Source organism: Streptomyces sp. NRRL B-3229 (assembly GCF_000719505.1).
Classification (GTDB): Bacteria; Actinomycetota; Actinomycetes; order Streptomycetales; family Streptomycetaceae; genus Streptomyces; species Streptomyces griseorubiginosus.
The window spans coordinates 1-18,486 of sequence record NZ_JOGP01000005.1; the positions used below are offsets into that span (position 1 = coordinate 1).

The window sequence follows — 18,486 nt, forward strand, 5'->3', positions numbered from 1 at the left end:
AGGGAAACGCCCGGTTACATTCCGAACCCGGAAGCTAAGCCTTACAGCGCCGATGGTACTGCAGGGGGGACCCTGTGGGAGAGTAGGACACCGCCGAACTCCTTTTATAGCTCTGGCTCTTGGGCACTGCCCAAGAGCCAGAGCTTTTTTGCGTTGAGGTAGGGTCAGGGAGCATCGTTGGCACGTTTCCCACAGGAGGCCCCCGGGTGGAGGTCCAGGAGACCCGGGTCCAGACGGACCGGGTCCTCACCATCCCCAACATCCTCAGCATGGCGCGGCTCGTTGGGGTGCCGCTCTTCCTGTGGCTGATCCTCAGGCCCGAGTTCGGGGGGCCGAAGAGTGACGGCTGGGCGTTGCTGGTACTGGCGCTGAGCGGGATCAGCGACTACCTCGACGGCAAGCTGGCACGCAAGTGGAACCAGATCAGCAGCCTCGGCCGGCTGCTCGATCCTGCCGCTGACCGGCTCTACATTCTGTCGACCCTGGTCGGACTCACCTGGCGCGAGATTCTGCCGATCTGGTTGACGGCTGCACTTCTCTTGCGAGAGCTGGTTCTCCTGGTGATGGTGGGCATCCTCAGGCGTCACGGTTATCCGCCGCCCCAGGTGAACTTCCTCGGCAAGGCCGCCACCTTCAACCTGATGTACGCCTTCCCCTTGCTGCTGCTCAGTGACGGAACGGGTTGGCTCCCGTCACTCGCTGCTATTTTCGGATGGGCGTTCGCTGGATGGGGTACAACCCTGTACTGGTGGGCAGGAGTCCTCTACGTGGTGCAAGTCCGCCGCCTCATTCGCGCGGACGCCATGGCCGATTGAACTCGTCCCTGCGGCACGGCCGAAGCGGCTCGATGGCCCCCTGCGGAAAAGTGCGGGACAATCTGGACGGGTGAAGTCGGCTAGACCGTCATCTCTTGGAGGAGGACGCTTCCGACATGAAGGCCGTCGTGATGGCCGGAGGCGAAGGCACACGCCTTCGTCCCATGACCTCAAGCATGCCCAAGCCGCTCCTGCCGGTGGCCAACCGGCCGATCATGGAGCACGTTCTGAGGCTGCTCAAAAGGCATGGGCTCAACGAGACCGTGGTCACCGTCCAGTTCCTGGCCTCTCTGGTCAAGAACTACTTCGGTGACGGCGAGGAGCTCGGCATGGAGCTCACCTATGCCAATGAGGAGAAGCCACTCGGTACCGCCGGAAGCGTCAAGAACGCCGAAGAGGCGTTGAAGGACGATGCTTTCCTTGTCATCTCCGGTGATGCCCTGACCGACTTCGACCTCACCGAGCTCATCAACTTCCACAAGGAAAAGGGCGCGCTGGTCACCGTCTGTCTGACGCGTGTGCCCAATCCCCTTGAATTCGGTATCACCATCGTCGACGAAGAGGGCAAGGTCGAGCGCTTCCTGGAGAAGCCGACCTGGGGCCAGGTCTTCTCGGACACCGTGAACACGGGCATCTATGTCATGGAGCCCGAGGTCTTCGACTATGTCGAGGCCGACGTGCCCGTCGACTGGTCCGGTGACGTCTTTCCCCAGTTGATGAAGGAAGGCAAGCCGGTCTACGGCTATGTCGCGGAGGGCTACTGGGAGGACGTCGGTACCCACGAGAGCTATGTGAAGGCCCAGGCCGACGTCCTCGAGGGCAAGGTCGACGTCGAGATCGACGGGTTCGAGCTCTCCCCGGGCGTGTGGGTGGCCGAGGGTGCCGAAGTGCATCCCGATGCCGTTCTCCGCGGCCCCCTGTACATCGGGGACTACGCCAAGGTCGAGGCCGGCGCCGAGATCCGGGAACACACCGTCGTGGGCTCCAACGTCGTCGTGAAGAGCGGGGCCTTTCTGCACAAGGCCGTCGTGCACGACAACGTGTACGTGGGTCAGCAGAGCAATCTCCGCGGCTGTGTCGTCGGGAAGAACACCGACATCATGCGTGCCGCGCGGATCGAGGACGGCGCCGTCATCGGCGACGAGTGTCTCGTCGGCGAGGAATCGATTATTCAGGGGAATGTCCGGGTCTACCCGTTCAAGACCATCGAAGCCGGCGCCTTCGTCAACACCTCGGTCATCTGGGAGTCCAGGGGACAGGCGCACCTCTTCGGCGCCCGAGGGGTGTCCGGCATCCTGAACGTCGAGATCACGCCGGAACTCGCCGTCAGACTGGCCGGTGCCTACGCGACGACCCTCAAGAAGGGCTCGACGGTCACCACGGCCCGCGACCACTCCCGAGGCGCCCGGGCGCTGAAGCGGGCGGTGATCTCCGCCCTTCAGGCCAGCGCCATCGACGTACGCGACCTGGAGAACGTACCGCTGCCCGTTGCGCGGCAGCAGACCGCGCGGGGCAGTGCCGGCGGGATCATGATCCGGACGACACCCGGGGTGCCGGACTCCGTGGACATCATGTTCTTCGACGGGCGGGGCGCGGACCTTTCGCAGGGCAGCCAGCGGAAACTGGACCGGGTGTTCGCACGGCAGGAGTACCGGCGGGCGTTCCCCGGCGAGATCGGGGATCTGCACTTCCCGGCGAGCGTCTTCGACTCGTACACGGGTTCGCTGTTGCGGAACGTGGACATCACCGGAATCGCCGAGTCCGGCCTGAAGGTGGTCGTCGACGCCTCCAACGGCAGCGCGGGTCTGGTGCTGCCCAGTCTGCTCGGCAAGCTCGGAGTGGACTCGCTCACCATCAACCCGGGACTCGACGAGTCCCGGCCGACCGAGACGGCCGACGCACGGCGGTCCGGCCTGGTGCGGCTGGGCGAGATCGTGGCATCCGCTCGGGCCGCGTTCGGTGTGCGGTTCGACCCCGTGGGCGAGCGGCTGTCCCTGGTGGACGAGAAGGGGCGGATCATCGAGGACGACCGCGCCCTGCTCGTCATGCTCGACCTGGTCGCCGCCGAGCGGCGCAGCGGCCGTGTGGCGCTTCCGGTGACGACCACGCGGATCGCGGAGCAGGTGGCGGCGTATCACGGTACGCAGGTCGAGTGGACCACCACCTCGCCCGATGATCTCACCAGGGTCGGAAGGGACGACTCGACGATCTTCGGCGGTGACGGCAAGGGTGCCTTCATCGTGCCGGAGTTCAGCAGTGTCTTCGACGGTACGGCGGCCTTCGTACGCCTGATCGGGCTGGTGGCGCGGACGCAGCTCACGCTCAGCCAGATCGACGCGCGGATCCCGCGGGCGCATGTCCTCAAGCGGGACCTGGCGACGCCGTGGGCCGTCAAGGGACTGGTGATGCGGCGGGTCGTGGAGGCGGCGGGCGATCGCTTTGTCGACACGACCGACGGTGTCCGGGTCGTCGAGACCGACGGACGCTGGGTGATGGTCCTGCCCGACCCGGCGGAGGCGGTCACTCATCTGTGGGCCGAGGGGCCGGACGACGCGTCCGCGCAGGCCCTGCTGGACGAGTGGTCGGCGGTCGTGGACAGCGCCGGCCGCTGAGCCCACGCACGCGCGCGTGCCGGACATGTGTCCCCAAGGGGGCGTGTCCGGCACGCCGATGGGGCCATTCGGAGGTAGGGGCCGCGACGTGCGACGATGTGCGGCATGCCGCAGCAGCCCCCCATTCGGAGCACCCCCACGCGCCCCCCGCGTCCGGACGCCTCCATGTCGCTGCTCACCAACGTCATGGATCACAGCCTCGACGACGGGTACGCCGAGGCGGCGGCCCGCAAGAAGGCCGCCGGCGAGGGTGGGCTGCCCAAGACGTTGCGGGCGAGGCTCGGTCTGGCCCTCGGCCTGGTGCTCGCCGCCCTGGTGGTGACCGTGGGGGCGGCTCAGGCGCGGGTGGCCGCTCCGGTGGTGGCCAAGGAGCGCCAGGAGCTCATCGACCGCATCGACCGCGAGGGCGACACGGCTGACACGCTCGAGGAGAACGTCGACAAGCTGCGCGACGACGTGAGTTCGCGGCAGCGGGAGGCGCTGAAGGCGAGCGGGGAAAGCGGCAAGGCGGACCTCGTGGGCATCCTGTCGGGCGCCGCGGCGGTGCACGGCCCCGGCGTCAAGCTGGTCGTGAACGACGCCAAGGAAGCCACCACGGGCGGTGACGGCGACCCGCGTGAGACGTCGGGGTTCTCCGACACCGGGCGGGTGCGCGACCGGGACATGCAGCGTGTGGTCAACGGGCTGTGGGAATCGGGTGCCGAGGCCATCTCCATCAACGGACAGCGGCTGACCGCGCTGTCGGCGATCAGGGCCGCGGGTGACGCGATACTGGTCGACAACAAGCCGCTGGTTCCGCCGTATACGGTGCTTGCGGTGGGGGACGGGCAGCGGCTCAGCACCAAGTTCCAGAACAGCGCCGACGGGCTGTATCTGCATGCCCTGCAAGGGGACTACGGCATCCGGACCGCGATCTCCGTGGAGGACGACCTCCGGCTGCCGGCCGCACCGAGTGTGATCGTACGTACAGCAAAGCCGAGAACTGAGAAGGGCACATCGTGATCGCCGTACTGGGCCTCGTCGTGGGAGTCGTGGCCGGCCTGTTGGTCCGGCCCGAGGTTCCGGCTGTTGTCGAGCCTTATCTGCCGATCGCCGTGGTGGCGGCGCTGGACGCCGTCTTCGGTGGTCTGCGCGCCATGCTCGACGGCATCTTCGACGACAAGGTCTTCGTCGTGTCGTTCCTGTCGAACGTGGTCGTGGCCGCGCTGATCGTGTTCCTGGGCGACAAGCTGGGTGTGGGCGCCCAGCTGTCGACCGGTGTCGTCGTCGTGCTCGGGATCCGCATCTTCTCGAACGCCGCGGCGATCCGCCGGCACGTCTTCAGGGCGTGACGCCGATGAGCGAGCAGGAGGAGACGCCCGGCAACGGGCTGCGCAGGGAACTGCCCGAGGAACTCCCGGCGGAACAGCCGGCGACGCCTGTCGAGGAGACCGCCGGTCCGGCGGCGGAGCCCGGCCTGACCGGTCGTCAGAGGCTGGTCGAGGGTCTGTGGCCGCCGCGTGTGACCCGGGCCCAACTCATCGTCGCGGTGCTGCTGTTCGGCCTCGGGTTCGGTCTCGCCGTACAGGTGGCGTCGAACAGTGACAGCGACAGTGCGCTGCGCGGGGCGAGGCAGGAAGATCTCGTCCGCATCCTCGATGAACTGGACGACCGTACCCAGCGTCTTGAAGACGAGAAGCAGGGCCTCGAGAAGCAGCGGGACGAGCTGGAGAACAGCTCCGACCAGGCGGAGGAGGCCCGCAAGCAGACGGTCGAGAAGGAGCGGCAACTCGGCATCCTCGCGGGCACGGTGGCCGCGCAGGGGCCGGGCATCGAGATGACGATCCAGGACACCAAGGGGACGGTCGAGTCGGACATGCTGCTCGACGCGATCCAGGAGCTGCGGGCGGCGGGCGCGGAGGCGATCCAGGTGAACGGCGTGCGGGTCGTCGCCGGTACCTATCTGTCGGAATCCGACAAAAGCGTCAGCGTCGACGGGAACAAGATCACCGCTCCGTTTCGTTTCAAGGTCATCGGCAATCCGCAGGACCTGGAACCGGCGCTCAACATCCCTGGAGGCGTGGTGCAGACTCTGGAGAAGGAGCAGGCCACCGTGGTCGTGGAGCGGTCGGACGAGATCGTCGTGGACGCCTTGCGAGCGGCGAAGCAGCCTGACTACGCTCGGTCGTCCTCCCGGTGAACCGGGGGTGCATGCGGCGCGTCGGGCAAGGGCATGAGGTTGCGGGGGGTCGGCGCACCGATTGGGTGGTGCGTGGTGGAAACTGTCTGGTGGAAACGGACGTTGTCAGGGTGTCCGGGTCGGCCGGTGTGTTCAATCAGGGTTCGTCCTGCCCCACGGGCGGGTCTGTTTCGGTCAAGGGGAATCGCCCGTGAAGTTGTTTCAGAAGTTGTTCGGCAAGAGCGCGCGAGAGGGCAGCGACAACAACGCCACCGCTCGGCACCGCGCACAGCCCGAAGCCGAGGGCCAGCGCCCGCTGTTCCGGGACCAGGTCGGCGGCCCGGGCGGAGACATTTCCGGAGGTCAGGACGTGCCGTCTGTTGACCCTGCCCAGTCCGGCGGCATAGGTTTCGGGCAGCCGTCAACCTCAAGTACGGGTGGAGGGTTTTCCCCTATGTCGGCCCAGGTGTGTACGAGGTGCGGTAACCGCAACGCGGAGAACAGCCGCTTCTGCTCCAACTGCGGCGCCCCGCTGCGGGCCGGGGCGGTTCCCGAGCGTCCCTCCGAGACGACCTCCACGATCTCCATCTCCGGCCTCGAGGCCTACGACTCGGAGGTCACAGGCCAGACGCAGATGCCGGCGCTCTCCCCGGAGGCCCAGGCCGCCGTGGACGCGCTGCCGCTGGGCTCCGCGCTGCTGGTCGTGCGCCGCGGTCCGAACTCGGGCAGCCGCTTCCTGCTGGACGGCGAGCTGACCACGGCCGGCCGTCACCCGCAGAGCGACATCTTCCTCGACGACGTCACCGTCTCGCGCCGCCACGTGGAGTTCCGCCGGGGCCAGGACGGCTCGTTCACGGTGTCCGACGTGGGCAGCCTCAACGGCACGTACGTCAACCGTGAGCGGATCGACTCGGTCGCCCTGAACAACGGCGACGAGGTGCAGATCGGCAAGTACCGGCTGGTGTTCTACGCGAGCCAGCAGGGCTACTGACCCTCCCAGGGAAGGTCCATGCTTCAATCACCGAGCGGCGGTGCCGGACACGGCACCGCCGCGACGGACAGTGGACTGATGAGCATCGGCACGGTGCTGAACGTGCTGCGCGACGAGTTTCCCGAAGTGACCATCTCCAAGATCCGTTTCCTGGAGTCCGAGGGCCTCATCGAGCCGCAGCGGACGCCCTCCGGGTACCGCAAGTTCAGCAACCGGGACGTCGAGCGACTCGGCCACGTCCTGAGGATGCAGCGGGACCACTACCTGCCGCTCAAGGTCATCCGGGAGCATCTGGACGCCATGGAGCGGGGCGAGGCCGTCGCGCTGCCCACGGTGGGCCGTCAGCGGGACGGAGAAACGGTCCTGGAGGTCTCCGAGGGACCCACCGCGGCCCGGATCGGCCGAGCCGAGCTGCTGGCCGCCGCCGAGATCGGTGAACCGGAGCTCGCGGAGTGGGAGTCGTACGGGCTCATCACCCCGCTGCCGGACGGGGCGTACGACGCCGAGGCGGTGACCGTGGCCGCGCTCGTCGTCGAACTCGGACGGTTCGGGATCGAGCCGCGGCACCTGCGGGCGATGAAGGCCGCCGCGGACCGTGAGGCGGGGCTCGTGGACCAGGTGGTGGCCCCGCTGAAGCGCCACCGCAATCCGCAGACCCGCGCGCACGCGGAAGCCCGCGCGAAGGAACTGGCGGGGCTCACGGTGCGGCTGCATGCCGCGCTGGTGCAGACCGCCCTCGGTGTGCGGCTGCCCTGAGGACGGCACGTGCAGGAACTGTCACCCGTTTCCTGCCCGACTACCCAAACGTCCCGGGCACGGCCTAGGGTTGCTGTGTGAACGAGCTCGATGTCGTAGGTGTCCGGGTCGAAATGCCCTCCAACCAACCGATCGTGCTTCTGCGTGAAGTGGGAGGCGACCGCTACCTCCCCATCTGGATCGGGCCGGGGGAGGCGACCGCGATCGCCTTCGCGCAGCAGGGCATGGCCCCCGCACGACCGCTGACCCACGACCTGTTCAAGGACGTGCTGGAGGCGGTCGGCCAGGAGCTCACCGAAGTGCGCATCACGGACCTGCGTGAGGGCGTCTTCTACGCGGAGCTGGTGTTCGCCAGCGGGGTCGAGGTGAGCGCGCGGCCGTCCGACGCCATAGCGCTGGCTCTGCGCACCGGGACGCCGATCTACGGCAGCGACGGGGTGCTCGACGACGCCGGCATCGCGATCCCGGACGAGCAGGAGGACGAGGTGGAGAAATTCCGCGAGTTCCTCGACCAGATCTCCCCCGAGGACTTCGGCACCAGCAGTCAGTGAGACGGGGTGCGGCCGGTCCGGCGGATCGGTGGTCCATGACGGGTCGGCCATGTCCGGTCGTCACCAAAATGCCGGCATTTGCCACCGGCGCGTGAGAGCGTCCTGCGGCCCGTTCGGAGCGCATTCGGCTAGCCTTTCCCCGCGGATGGCTACGGGAAACCACTCTCAGGGTGATTATCACTCGGCGTGCCGAGTGTGGCGATCGTTGACGCACCCCTGGTGACTGCCTACCGTCGAGAAGGCAGGTCAAGGACGGAGGTCGGCGTGAGAAGCAGCGGCGACGGTACGGCTGGGGGTGCCCCCGGACGGAGTCTCGGGGCGAGCGGTCCGTACCCGCTTCACAGCAGCGCGGCCGATCATCACGTTCCGCAGCGACCGGCGGCCGTGCCGAGCAGCGGAGGGGCGACGTCCATGGCGTCCGAGCAGATCGGCTATCGCGGCCCTACGGCGTGTGCGGCGGCCGGCATCACGTACCGGCAACTCGACTACTGGGCGCGCACCGGACTCGTCGAGCCGAGTGTGCGGCCCGCCTACGGGTCGGGGACGCAGCGGCTCTACAGCTTCCGGGACGTCGTCGTCCTGAAGATCGTCAAACGGTTCCTGGACACCGGCGTGTCGCTTCAGAACATCCGCACCACGGTCCAGCACCTGCGGGAGCGGGGTTTCCAGGACCTGGAGCGCATGACGCTCATGAGCGACGGGGCCACGGTCTACGAGTGCACCTCGCCGGACGAGGTCCACGCTCTGCTCCAGGGCGGACAGGGGATCTTCGGGATCGCCGTGGGTGTGGTGTGGCGGGACGTCGAGAGCGCGCTGTCGCAGTTGCACGGGGAGCGGGTGGACACCGGCGAGACGCTCGTCGGGAGCAACCCCGCGGACGAGCTGGCGCGGCGGCGCAACCGGGCTGTCTGAGGTCCTGCCCCGCTGTCCCGGCGGGGCATTGTCAGTGGTGTAGGGCAGCATCGGACATGTGAGAAAAGCGCCCACGATCCTGCATCTCGACATGGATGCCTTCTACGCCTCGGCGGAGCAGGCGTCCAAGCCGAGTCTGCGCGGGAAGGCCGTCGTCGTGGGCGGGCTGGGGCCGCGGGGTGTGGTGGCCACCGCGTCCTACGAGGCCCGGGTGTTCGGGGTGCACTCGGCGATGCCCATGGCCCAGGCGAGACGGCTCGCGCCGAACGCCGCGTATCTCGTGCCGCGCTTCGGGTTCTACAAGGCGATCAGCGAGCAGGTGATGGGGCTGCTGCGGGAGCTGTCGCCGCTCGTGGAGCCGCTGAGCCTGGACGAGGCGTTCGTCGATCTGGAGGCCGGTGGAGCGGCCTGGGACGAGGGGTCGGCCCGGCTGGCCGGAGCGAGGCTGCGGGCCGACATACGGGCCGTCACGGGGCTCACCGGGTCCGTGGGGCTCGCCGCCTCCAAGATGCTCGCGAAGATCGCCTCCGAGCAGGCCAAGCCGGACGGGCTGGTGGTGATCGAGCCGGGGACCGAGCGGGCCCTGCTGGGGCCCATGTCGGTGCGGACCCTGCCGGGGGTCGGGCCGGCGACGGGGGACCATCTGCGTCGGGCCGGGATCCACACCGTCGAGGAGATCGTGGAGGCGGGGGAGGACGAGCTCGTACGGCTGCTGGGGAAGGCGCACGGGCACGGCCTGTACGCGATGGCGCTGGCGCGGGACGAGCGGGCCGTGGTGGCGGAGCGGGAGACGAAGTCGGTGTCGGTGGAGGACACGTACGACGTGGACATCCATGACCGGGTCCGGGTCGGGCTCGAGGTGCAGCGGCTGGCGGACCGGTGTGTGCGGCGGTTGCGGGGGGCCGGACTGTCGGGGCGGACCATCGTGTTGAAGGTGCGGCGGTACGACTTCTCGACCCTGACGCGGTCCGAGACGCTGCGGGGGCCCACGGACGACCCCGCGGTGGTGCGGGAGGCCGCTCTGCGGTTGCTGGAGGGGGTGGACTCCACCGGGGGCGTGCGGTTGCTGGGGGTCGGGGTCTCGGGGCTCGCCGACTTCACTCAGGAGGATCTGTTCGCCCAGGCCGCGGGGGAGGCGCATCACGATCACGCCGTGGAGGAGGTCGCCGATGACGTGCCGGTCGAGGGGCGGGAGCCGGCGGTCGAGCGGCGGTGGGTCGCCGGGCACGACGTGCGGCATGCCGAGTACGGGCACGGGTGGGTTCAGGGGAGCGGGGTGGGGCGGGTGACCGTGCGGTTCGAGACGCCGGAGTCCCCTCCGGGGCGGGTGCGGACGTTTCCTGTCGACGATCCTGCGCTGGAGGTCGCCGAGCCGTTGCCGTTGGTCGAGCGGAAGGGTGTGCCGGGGTCTCAGGGCTCCACGTCCTCCGGGCCTGCGATCTTGCCGAAGGAGCGGTCCGGCAGCGGTGGTGGTGGGGCGAGGTCCAGGCCGTAGTGGTGGTAGAGCTGGAGTTCCTGGGCCGGGGAGAGGTGGCGGCCCACGCCGAAGTCGGGGGCGTCCTTGATCAGGGAGCGGTCGTAGGGGACCTTCAGGTTGCCCTCGACCAGTTCGCTGGGCTCCAGGGGGACGAAGGCGTCGCGTGAGAAGAGGCCGGTGCGTATCGCCGCCCACTCCGGGACCCCGGTGGCGTCGTCGAGGTAGACCTCGTCGACGGTGCCGATCTTCGTGCCGTTGCGGTCGAACGCCTTGCGGCCGATCAGGTGGCGCGGATCGATGTCGGTCTGCACGGGCCCTCCACTTGGTCGCACCTCATCCGAAGCGGTCGTAAGACTACGAAAGAGCACATTGGGGTGGGCGGCCACTCGAACGCTCGATCGTGGACCTCGCTGGTAGGCTTGCAAGCGGCTGTCGACCCCGTGCGGGAGAGTCCTCCAGACGACATCGGAGGCGCCGAAGGAGCAAATCCTCCCCGGAATCTCTCAGGCTCACGTACCGCACGGACGAGGTCACTCTGGAAAGCAGGGCGGGTGTCGACGGCGGCCTCCGCTCTCACCGACGGTGAAAGCCGGTGGCCCCTCGGGCGACCGGTGAAGCTCTCAGGTTGAGATGACAGAGGGGGAGGCCGTCGGGGTACCCGCGCCGGGGTACCCCTCGAAGGTCGCGTCAGACCAGGAGGCCTCCGCAATGACCGCCCACCGCATTCCGCTCGCAGAGCTCGAGCAGGGGATCCCGTTCGAGCAGCGTCACATCGGTCCCGACCACGAGGCCCGGGCCAAGATGCTCGCCCACGTCGGGTACGGCTCGCTCGACGAGCTGACCGCCGCCGCGGTGCCCGATGTGATCAAGAACGCCGATGCCCTGGAGCTGCCCGGAGCGCGCACCGAAGCCGAGGTGCTGGCCGAGCTGCGGTCGCTGGCCGACCGGAACCAGGTCCTCGCCCCCATGATCGGACTCGGCTACTACGGCACCTTCACGCCGCCCGTCATCCTGCGGAACGTGATGGAGAACCCGGCCTGGTACACCGCCTACACGCCGTACCAGCCGGAGATCTCGCAGGGTCGGCTGGAAGCCCTGCTGAACTTCCAGACCATGGTCGCCGAACTCACCGGGCTGCCGACCTCCGGCGCCTCGCTGCTCGACGAGGGCACGGCGGCCGCCGAGGCCATGGCCCTGTCCCGGCGCATGGGGAAGAACAAGAAGGGCCTCTTCCTCATCGACGCGGACGCCCTTCCGCAGACCATCGCCGTCATCGAGACCCGCGCCGAGCCGACCGGTGTCGAGGTCGTCGTGGCGGACCTGAGCCAGGGCATCCCGGCCGAGGTCGCCTCCCGTGAGATCAACGGCGTGCTCCTCCAGTACCCCGGGGCCTCCGGGGCCGTACGCGACATCAAGCCCGTCATCGACCAGGCTCACGAGCTCGGCGCGCTCGTGACCGTCGCCGCCGACCTGCTCGCGCTGACCCTGCTGAGGTCGCCGGGTGAACTCGGTGCTGACATCGCGATCGGGACCACGCAGCGGTTCGGTGTGCCGATCGGCTTCGGCGGGCCGCACGCGGGCTACATGGCCGTGCACGAGAAGTTCGCGCGCAGCCTGCCCGGGCGGCTCGTGGGTGTGTCCGTGGACGCCGACGGGAACAAGGCGTACCGGCTCGCGCTCCAGACGCGTGAGCAGCACATCCGGCGGGAGAAGGCGACCAGCAACATCTGCACCGCGCAGGTGCTGCTCGCGGTCATGGCCGGCATGTACGCGGTCTACCACGGGCCCGACGGGCTCAAGGCCATCGCGCGGCGGACCCACCGGTACGCGAACATCCTCGCCGCGGGGCTCACCGCCGGTGGCGTGGAGGTCGTGCACGGCTCCTACTTCGACACGCTCACCGTGCGCGTGGCCGGCAAGGCGGCCGAGGTCGTCGCCGCCGCGCGGCGCAACGGCGTCAACCTGCACCTCGTCGACGCCGACCACGTGTCCCTCGCCTGTGACGAGACCACCCTGCGGGCCCAGGTGACCGCCGTGTGGGACGCGTTCGGGGTCGAGGCCGACATCGAGGCGCTGGACGCGGCCACCGAGGAGGCACTGCCGGACGCGCTGCTGCGGGGCGACGACTTCCTCACCCACCCCGTGTTCCACCAGTACCGCTCCGAGACCGCGATGCTGCGCTACCTGCGCCGGCTCGCCGACCGGGACTACGCGCTGGACCGGGGCATGATCCCGCTGGGCTCCTGCACCATGAAGCTCAACGCGACCACCGAGATGGAGCCGGTCACCTGGCCCGAGTTCGGGCAGCTGCACCCCTTCGCGCCCGCCGAGCAGGCCGAGGGCTATCTGACCCTGATCCGGGAGCTGGAGGAGCGGCTCGCCGAGGTCACCGGGTACGACAACGTGTCGCTCCAGCCGAATGCCGGGTCGCAGGGCGAGCTGGCCGGGCTGCTCGCGGTGCGCGGATACCACCGGGCCAACGGGGACGAGCAGCGGACCGTGTGTCTGATCCCGTCGTCCGCGCACGGGACCAACGCCGCCAGCGCCGTGATGGCGGGCATGAAGGTCGTCGTCGTGAAGACCGCCGGGGACGGCGAGATCGACGTCGAGGACCTGCGGGCCAAGATCGAGCAGCACCGGGACGAGCTCGCGGTGCTGATGATCACCTACCCCTCGACGCACGGCGTGTTCGAGGAGCACGTCGCCGACATCTGCGCGCAGGTGCACGAGGCCGGCGGGCAGGTGTACGTCGACGGGGCCAACCTCAACGCGCTGGTGGGGCTCGCCAAGCCGGGGCACTTCGGCGGCGACGTCTCGCACCTGAACCTGCACAAGACCTTCTGCATCCCGCACGGCGGCGGTGGTCCGGGCGTCGGTCCGGTGGGCGTGCGGGCGCACCTCGCGCCGTACCTGCCCAACCACCCGATGCAGCCCGCGGCCGGCCCCGAGACGGGCGTGGGGCCCATCTCGGCCGCGCCCTGGGGTTCCGCGGGCATCCTGCCGATCTCGTGGGCGTACGTGCGGCTCATGGGCGGTGAGGGGCTCAAGCGGGCCACGCAGGTGGCCGTGCTCTCCGCCAACTACATCGCCAAGCGGCTCGAGCCGCACTACCCCGTGCTCTACACCGGGCCCGGCGGGCTGGTCGCGCACGAGTGCATCATCGATCTGCGGCCGCTGACCAAGGCGACCGGGGTGAGCGTCGACGACGTGGCCAAGCGGCTCATCGACTACGGCTTCCACGCGCCGACCATGTCGTTCCCGGTGGCCGGGACGCTGATGATCGAGCCGACCGAATCCGAGGACCTGACCGAGCTCGACCGGTTCTGCGAGGCGATGATCGCCATTCGCGGGGAGATCGAGAAGGTCGGCTCGGGGGAGTGGGACGCGGACGACAACCCGCTGCGGCACGCCCCGCACACCGCCGGTGCGCTGGGCGGCGCCTGGGAGCACGCGTACACGCGTGAGGAGGCCGTCTTCCCGGGTGGTGTGTCGGTCGCGGACAAGTACTGGCCGCCGGTACGGCGGATCGACCAGGCGTTCGGCGACCGCAACCTGGTGTGCTCGTGCCCGCCGTTGGACGCGTACGAGGACTGAGCTTGAGATGAGGAGGGCCCCGTTTTGGCGGGGCCCTCTTTGCGTGCGCGAGGCTTCTAGGCCGTGGCCAGGGACACCTCGGTCGACTTGATCAGCGCGACGACCGGGGTACCGGTCGTGAGCGCGAGCTCGGTCGCGGATTCCGCGGTGATCGCGGACGTGAGTTCGCCTCCTTCCACGGCGATCCGCACGGTGGCCATGGCGGCTCCGGCGGCCACGCCTGTGACCGTGCCGGGAAGCTGGTTGCGGATGGACACACCGCTGACCGGGGCGGTGGCGAGGGAGACCTCCGTCGCCTTCACCAGGGCGCGTACCGCGGAGCCCTGGGAGAGGCCGAGGTCCTCGACGGCGTCGAGGGTGATCGCGGCCGTGAGGTCCTGGCCGCCGTCGAGGCGGACCTTGACCGTCGCCATGGCGTCACCGGGGGTGACGGCTGTGACGGTGCCGGGGAGCTGGTTGCGGATGCTCAGGGTCATGGGGTCACGGTAGGGCTGGTGCGGGAGCGCGGTCGGCAGGGCACGGCCGGGCGCGCTCGCGGGTCAGCCCGTGTGGACGCGGGGGCGGCGGGCGCGGTCCGGTTCCGCCTCGCGCAGGACCTCCCGGGTGACCGGGGCGACCTCGCCCTGTCCGAAGAGGAAGAACCGCAGGAAGTTGTGGAACGGGTTGCCCTCGGTCCACTCGAAGTAGATGTGGGGCGTGCAGCCGGTCGAGTCGCGGATGTGCAGGAGCAGGGCCGCGAGCGCGTTGGGGATGGAGGAGGACTCCAGGGTCAGGACGCGGTAGCGCTTGTGCAGGACCTCGCCCCGGACGGTGAGGCCGGCCTCGAACTCCGAGGGGTCCAGGACGGTGACCTCGACGAAGACGAAGTCCTCGCCGGGGATGTCGTTGTCCTCGCGGATCTGCTCGATCTTGTCGCGGTACTCGGCGGTGTCGCGCGAGTCCGGTTCGTTGGCGATCAGGCGGATCTTGCGGCTGGCCATGTCTCGGACGAAACGTTCCGCCATCGGGTCGAGCGTGACGCTGGTGACGCGGAGCTCGAAGGCACGGGCCAGCCGGGACAGCAGCGAGACCAGGATGATCGCGGCGATGAAACAGGCACCGATCTTCACGCCGTCCGGGCGTTCGATGACGTTGACGACGGTCGTGTAGAGGAACACCGCGGAGATGACCGCGAAGCCGATCGTCCAGCCCCGCTGACCCGCCTTGTGGGCGGCGATGGTCACCGCGATCGCCGCCGAGCTGATCAGCACCAGCACGCCGGTGGCGTACGCGCCGCCCTGGGCGTCGACGTCGGCGTCGAAGATCCACGTCACCAGGAAGGCGATCAGGATGAAGACGATGACCATGGGGCGGACGGCGCGGGCCCAGTGCGGTGCCATGCCGTAGCGGGGCAGGTAGCGGGGCATCAGGTTGAGCAGGCCTGCCATGGCGGAGGCGCCGGCGAACCACAGGATGGCGATGGTCGAGACGTCGTAGACCGTGCCGAAGACGCCACCGAGGTAGTTGTGGGCGAGGTACGCCAGCGCACGGCCGTTGGCCGGGCCTCCCGACTCGAAGTCCTTCTCCGGGATGAGGAGGGTGGTGATGAAGCTGGTGGCGATCAGGAAGCCGCTCATGATCAGGGCGGCGGTGGTGAGCAGCTTCTTGGTGTCGCGGATACGGCCGGTGGGGCGCTCCTCGGTGTCCTCCGGGTCGCCCTGGACGTGAGGCATGACGGCGACGCCGGTCTCGAAGCCGGAGAGGCCGAGGGCGAGCTTGGGGAAGACGATAAGGGCGACGCCGATCATCACGAAGATGTTGCCGTGCTCCGACGTCAGGGCGCTGGACCAGTCGGTGACGACATGGCTCGCGGTGATGATGTGCCAGAAGCCGACGATCACGACGACGACGTTCAGGGCGAGGTAGAGGCCCACCAGGACGACCGCGACGCCGACCGCCTCCAGGAAGCCCTTGAGGAACACCGCGCCGAGCAGGGCGACCAGGACGAGGGTGATCAGCATCTGCTGGTCGTGCAGGGCGCTGTTCAGGTGCGGGTTCTCGACGAGGTGGGTGGAGGCGTCCGCGGCGGACAGGGTGATGGTGATCAGGAAGTCGGTGGCGGCGAAGCCGAGCAGGGTGAGGACGAAGAGCTTGCCCTGCCAGAAGGACAGCAGCCGCTCCAGCATGGCGATGGAGCCCTCGCCCCGGGGGCTCTCCTCGGCGACCCGGCGGTAGACGGGCAGGGCGCCCGCGAGCGTGACGATCACGAGGACGATCGTCGCGACGGGGGAGAGCAGGCCGGCCGCGAGGGCGGCGATGCCGGGCTGGTAGCCGAGGGTCGAGAAGTAGTCGACGCCGGTCAGGCACATCACCCGCCACCAGCGCTGGCCCCGGTGCGCGGGTTCCGGTTCGGCGTGGGGGCCCGTGTGGCCGCCCGGCCTGCCCATGTCGGACAGGCCTTCCAGCATCCAGGCGCGCAGGCGACTGGCGGGCGGCTGTTCGGTCGTGGCCATCGGGGGGTGCTCCTGCGGTGCGGCTCAGCGGGGTTGCGGCCGCCCGGCAGACGGCGGAACAAGCGTAAGCGGAGAGTGACGTTTGGGCCTTCGGATCGGGGCCTTCGGGGCGTCAAGCTTCCGTTAAGACTCGGTCTGCGGGGGCCCGGAGTGGGCGAATGGGGGATTCGTCCTGGTTCGAGCTCCGCGGGTGGAGGGGCGTTGGGCGGATACGCAGCGTCATGGTGAGAGGCGGCGGGGCGGGGCGGTGAAAGGAGAACTCCACTGCGGTTGTCGGGTTCGGCTGTTGGGGGCGAGGGGGCGAGGGGGCGTGGGGCGAGGCTGCGGGGCGGTCGGCAGGGTGGGGCGTGGGTCTGGGGAGAGGTGTCCGGCGGCGGGTCGCGTGGGTGGGGGCTTCGCCCTGGACGCCTAGAGGGTGCTCACCGGCAGCTCGACAGGTTGCTCCGTAAGGATCGCTTTAGAAGGCGAATGTTTCGGGCGAGCGGGAGGCGATGACCGCCCGTCACGGCGGCTCCGGGCTGAGCGGGCCGGGGCTCGCTGCGGTCCTCTCCTCGCGCTCGTCCTGCTGTGGGCGGCCTCTCCCTTCGTCGGCCGGATCATCGTCGTCCACGGCATCCAGGAGGCCACGGAGTTCGTTCATGGCGATCACCTCACCGCCTCCCGCGACGAGTTGAGTGGTTGTTCTTCGAACATTCCCTCTGCACAGGGGGTTGCCACCCCTCCGTAGCTGTCTCTAGGGTGCGGCAGCAGCGAAGCTTTCTGGATCTCTTTCGAAACTTTCGAGACGCAGGGCGGACCAGGACGTCTCCGTCCCGTACCCAAGGAGCGCAAAATGGGCGACCCGGCACTGTCCCGCCGTGGATTCATAGCGGCGTCCGCCGCGGCCGGTCTGAGCATGACGGCACTGACAGGCTGCGGCGGTGACTCGGACGGAGGGTCGTCCGACGGCACGACCACGGTGGAGTGGTGGAACATCTCCACCACCGAGCCGGCGAAGACGGTCTGGGCCGGTCTCGCCAAGAAGTTCGAGGCGCAGAACCCCAAGGTGAAGATCAAGATCGTCCAGCTGGAGAACGACGCCTACAAGTCGAAGATGACGGCGCTGACCGCCTCCGGCAAGCTCCCCGACATCTTCCACACCTGGGGCGGCGGTGTCCTCAAGCAGCAGGTCGACGCCGGTCTCGTCGAGGATCTGAGCGACCGGACCAAGCCCTGGTCCGATGGTCTGCTGAAGGTCACCAAGGAGCCGTACATCCTCGACGGCAAGCTCTACGGCGTTCCGTTCGACATGGGCATGATCGGCTTCTGGTACAACAAGAAGCTCTTCAAGCAGGCCGGGATCAGCGAACCCCCCACCACCTGGAGCGGCTTCCTCGATGCCGTGAGCGAGCTGAAGGCGAAGAACATCACGCCCATCGCCCTCGCCGGCAAGGAGAAGTGGCCGGGGATGTACTACTGGGCCTACCTCGCGATGCGCACCGCCGGCATCGCCGCCCTCCAGAAGGCCAGCGAGGACAAGGACTTCACCGGCGCCGGCTTCGTCGAGGCCGGCCGCCACCTCAAGGACCTGGTGGACCTCCAGCCCTTCCAGAAGGGCTTCCTCAACGCCGCGTATTCCACCCCGACCGGCCAGGCGGCCGCCGTGGGCAACAGCAAGGCGGCCATGGAACTCATGGGCCAGTGGGCGCCCTCCGTGCAGGCCGACTCCGGCAAGGGACTCGGCTCCGATCTCGGGTTCTTCCCGTTCCCCGCGGTCGAGGGCGGCAAGGGGGCCATCACCGAGGTGTTCGGCGGTGGCGGCGGCCACGCGCTGCGCCGCGGCGCCCCGCAGGCGGCCGTCGACTTCCTGAAGTTCTTCGCCTCCGAGGCCACCGAACTGGAACTGGTCAAGAAGACCAGCATCCTTCCCGTGCTGCCGAACGCGGAGAAGGCCATGACCGACCCCAACCTCAAGCTCGTACAAGCCCAGTTGAAGGCGGCCACCGGCTTCCAGCTCTACCTCGACCAGGCGTACGCGCCCGCCGTCGGCCAGGAGGTCAACGACAGCGTGGCCGCGCTCATCGCCGGCTCCAAGTCCCCCGAGCAGGTCGCCCAGTCGATCACGCAGACCGCGAAGGAAGAGCAGTAG

General features: G+C 68.9%; 16 protein-coding genes, 1 rRNA gene and 1 riboswitch. Of the genes, 13 read left to right on the forward strand and 4 right to left on the reverse strand.

Annotated elements, in window-relative coordinates:
- From rrf to IF54_RS0108610, 11 genes are all read left to right on the forward strand, one after another.
- Positions 1–99, forward strand: a 5S ribosomal RNA gene (gene rrf, locus IF54_RS40455); the annotation flags it as partial.
- 107 nt (positions 100–206) lie between these two features.
- Positions 207–815 (forward strand): CDP-alcohol phosphatidyltransferase family protein, encoded by a 609-nt coding sequence (locus IF54_RS0108565; RefSeq protein ID WP_030316181.1) that lies wholly within the window; start codon positions 207–209, stop codon positions 813–815.
- 116 nt (positions 816–931) lie between these two features.
- Positions 932–3,427, forward strand: a complete 2,496-nt coding sequence (locus tag IF54_RS0108570) for a mannose-1-phosphate guanyltransferase (protein ID WP_030316184.1) — start codon at positions 932–934, stop codon at positions 3,425–3,427.
- A gap of 105 nt (positions 3,428–3,532) precedes the next feature.
- A complete protein-coding gene (locus IF54_RS0108575) occupies positions 3,533–4,429 on the forward strand; it encodes a DUF881 domain-containing protein (RefSeq protein ID WP_234438941.1) in 897 nt (298 codons plus the stop codon).
- Complete coding sequence (locus IF54_RS0108580) at positions 4,426–4,758, forward strand: small basic family protein (protein WP_003988855.1); 333 nt, start codon at positions 4,426–4,428, stop codon at positions 4,756–4,758. The genes IF54_RS0108575 and IF54_RS0108580 overlap by 4 nt, the downstream gene beginning before the upstream one ends.
- Before the next feature lie 5 nt (positions 4,759–4,763).
- Positions 4,764–5,606, forward strand: a complete 843-nt coding sequence (locus IF54_RS0108585; protein WP_030316189.1) for a DUF881 domain-containing protein — start codon at positions 4,764–4,766, stop codon at positions 5,604–5,606.
- 61 nt (positions 5,607–5,667) lie between these two features.
- Positions 5,668–6,576 carry an FHA domain-containing protein gene (locus tag IF54_RS41000; RefSeq protein ID WP_078851911.1) on the forward strand — a complete coding sequence of 303 codons (909 nt, stop codon included), beginning with the start codon at positions 5,668–5,670 and terminating at the stop codon, positions 6,574–6,576.
- An 18-nt stretch (positions 6,577–6,594) separates the two neighbouring features.
- A complete protein-coding gene (locus IF54_RS0108595) occupies positions 6,595–7,332 on the forward strand; it encodes a MerR family transcriptional regulator (protein ID WP_030316192.1) in 738 nt (245 codons plus the stop codon).
- A gap of 77 nt (positions 7,333–7,409) precedes the next feature.
- On the forward strand, positions 7,410–7,883 hold the full coding sequence (locus IF54_RS0108600) for a bifunctional nuclease family protein (RefSeq protein ID WP_004002801.1): 474 nt from the start codon (positions 7,410–7,412) through the stop codon (positions 7,881–7,883).
- Between the two features lie 264 nt (positions 7,884–8,147).
- The gene (locus tag IF54_RS0108605; protein WP_078851912.1) at positions 8,148–8,795 is read left to right on the forward strand and encodes a MerR family transcriptional regulator; all 648 of its coding nucleotides are present in this window, start codon (positions 8,148–8,150) and stop codon (positions 8,793–8,795) included.
- 58 nt (positions 8,796–8,853) lie between these two features.
- Complete coding sequence (locus tag IF54_RS0108610; protein WP_078851913.1) at positions 8,854–10,290, forward strand: DNA polymerase IV; 1,437 nt, start codon at positions 8,854–8,856, stop codon at positions 10,288–10,290.
- Here IF54_RS0108610 and IF54_RS0108615 read toward each other — a convergent pair.
- Complete coding sequence (locus IF54_RS0108615; protein ID WP_030316195.1) at positions 10,206–10,583, reverse strand: PRC-barrel domain-containing protein; 378 nt, start codon at positions 10,581–10,583, stop codon at positions 10,206–10,208. The two genes, IF54_RS0108610 and IF54_RS0108615, sit on opposite strands and share 85 nt — an antisense overlap.
- 122 nt (positions 10,584–10,705) lie before the next feature.
- Positions 10,706–10,801: riboswitch (glycine riboswitch) on the forward strand.
- A gap of 179 nt (positions 10,802–10,980) precedes the next feature.
- On the opposite strand from IF54_RS0108615, the gene gcvP reads away from it, so the two are divergent.
- On the forward strand, positions 10,981–13,866 hold the full coding sequence (gene gcvP / locus IF54_RS0108620) for an aminomethyl-transferring glycine dehydrogenase (protein ID WP_030316196.1): 2,886 nt from the start codon (positions 10,981–10,983) through the stop codon (positions 13,864–13,866).
- Between the two features lie 56 nt (positions 13,867–13,922).
- Here gcvP and IF54_RS0108625 read toward each other — a convergent pair whose 3' ends face one another.
- From IF54_RS0108625 to IF54_RS42675, 3 genes are all read right to left on the reverse strand, one after another.
- A complete protein-coding gene (locus tag IF54_RS0108625) occupies positions 13,923–14,342 on the reverse strand; it encodes a TOBE domain-containing protein (RefSeq protein WP_030316198.1) in 420 nt (139 codons plus the stop codon).
- A 63-nt stretch (positions 14,343–14,405) separates the two neighbouring features.
- Positions 14,406–16,358: an APC family permease gene (locus IF54_RS0108630; RefSeq protein WP_030316200.1), complete on the reverse strand. Its 1,953-nt coding sequence runs from the start codon at positions 16,356–16,358 to the stop codon at positions 14,406–14,408.
- A gap of 502 nt (positions 16,359–16,860) precedes the next feature.
- Positions 16,861–16,998 carry a hypothetical protein gene (locus IF54_RS42675; protein WP_159002102.1) on the reverse strand — a complete coding sequence of 46 codons (138 nt, stop codon included), beginning with the start codon at positions 16,996–16,998 and terminating at the stop codon, positions 16,861–16,863.
- Between the two features lie 192 nt (positions 16,999–17,190).
- On the opposite strand from IF54_RS42675, the gene IF54_RS0108640 reads away from it, so the two are divergent.
- Positions 17,191–18,486, forward strand: a complete 1,296-nt coding sequence (locus IF54_RS0108640) for an extracellular solute-binding protein (protein WP_030316201.1) — start codon at positions 17,191–17,193, stop codon at positions 18,484–18,486.